We start from the raw sequence: 315 nt of genomic DNA, 5'->3' as shown, positions 1-315 counted from the left end.
AAAATACCGGCTTGAGCACTTGCTGAAAGTGATAGGCAACGGCTGCCAGGATTGCGGTGATTGCGCCTTGCTGGATATCGCTTATCTGTGCCCCATGGCGCAATGCCCGAAAAACCAACGCAATGGAGCTTGCGGCGGCAGTATGAACGGCTGGTGCGAGGTATATCCCCAGCAGAAAAAATGTATTTGGGTAAAAGCCTATGCCATGCTCAAGGCTTACCATGAAGAGAGCCAACTGGAAAATCTTTATGTACCGCCGGTTAACTGGGACCTATATCATACCTCAGCCTGGTATAATTATTTTACCGGCCGCGA

General features: G+C 49.8%; 1 protein-coding gene. It reads left to right on the top strand.

Annotated features, from left to right (window positions below; all coding sequences use genetic code 11):
- Positions 1–315, top strand: a 315-nt coding sequence (locus B3W37_RS05695; RefSeq protein WP_483175049.1) for a methylenetetrahydrofolate reductase C-terminal domain-containing protein, incomplete at both ends; no start/stop codon positions are given.

Source organism: Syntrophomonas sp. UBA5494, from assembly GCF_002426325.1.
Note: the sequence above shows the minus strand (reverse complement) of the source record. Positions and strands in the feature narration are given on the sequence as shown.